Annotated in this window: 1 protein-coding gene; it reads left to right on the forward strand. The window is 62.5% G+C overall.

Annotated features, from left to right (window positions below):
* The first annotated feature begins 92 nt into the window (after nt 1–92).
* A protein-coding gene (locus tag H7F49_RS19220) for an IS630 family transposase (RefSeq protein WP_185685154.1) occupies nt 93–1,153 on the forward strand; the annotation gives its coding sequence in 2 pieces (ribosomal slippage) (nt 93–585 and nt 585–1,153; 1,062 coding nt in all).
* Nucleotides 1,154–1,172 lie beyond the last annotated feature (19 nt).

Genomic DNA, 1,172 nt, shown 5'->3' on the forward strand with positions numbered 1-1,172 from the left:
CTAATACCAAGGCGCGCTGAGCCTGACTCACGCTAGGGATTCCCAAGCGGATGAAAATCTGATTCGACGTTGCAGGCACATGGAGGCTTGCGATGGCGGCAGCGATTGGGGTTCGATCTGACTACACATCGTCGGATTTGCGTGGGTTTGCGCGACGAAGTGGCGATGCCGATCAGGTCCGGCGTCTGTTGGCTGTTGCACTGATCCTGGACGGCAGGAGCCGTAGCGAAGCGGCGAAGATTGCCGGCGTGACGCTGCAGATCGTGCGCGACTGGGTTCTGCGCTTCAACGAGGGAGGTCCCGACGGTCTGGCAACGCGCAAGGCTCCGGGGCGGGCTTCGATCCTGAACGATGAGCAGCGCGCGCGGCTTGCCGAGATCGTCGAGGCTGGGCCAATTCCTGCAGCGCATGGGGTAGTACGCTGGCGGCTGTGCGATCTGGCGCAGTGGATCTGGGACGAGTTCGAGTTGTCGGTCACACGCCATACCCTCGGGCGCGAGCTTCGCGCTATGGGCTACCGCAAGCTCACGGCCCGGCCACGCCACCGTGGCCAGAAGAGCGATGACATTGCCGATTTTAAAAAAGGTTCGTCGCCCGTCTGGCGCAAATCAAGCGGCGGCTCCCGAGAGGTACGCCGATAGAGCTGTGGTGGCAGGACGAGGCCCGTGTCGGCCAGCAGACCAAGCTCACCCGGCGCTGGGCGAAGCGCGGAACCCGACCATCAGCGCCGAAGGATCAGCGTCGCTCCTCGGCATGGCTGTTCGGCGCGATCTGTCCGGCTGAAGGCAAGGCTGCCGGCATCGTCATGCCCCGTTGTAACAGCGAGGCGATGAGCATGCATCTCGAGGAGATCGCCTTCCACGTCGCGCCCGGGGCGCATGCGGTCCTTCTGCTCGATCAGGCCGGATGGCATGGATCGGCCGAACTGGTCGTGCCCCCCAACATCACGCTGATGCCGCTGCCGCCGAGGTGTCCGGAGCTCAACCCGGTCGAGAACGTCTGGCAGTTCATGCGCGACAATTGGCTGTCGAACCGCATCTTCAAATCCTACGACGACATCGTCGACCATTGTTGCTTCGCATGGAACAAGCTCGTCGATCAGCCCTGGCGCATCATGTCCATCGGAATGCGCCATTGGGCACATGGGTACTGATCAATGCACCTTGGTATAA

The organism is Novosphingobium aerophilum, assembly GCF_014230305.1.
GTDB lineage: Bacteria > Pseudomonadota > Alphaproteobacteria > Sphingomonadales > Sphingomonadaceae > Novosphingobium > Novosphingobium aerophilum.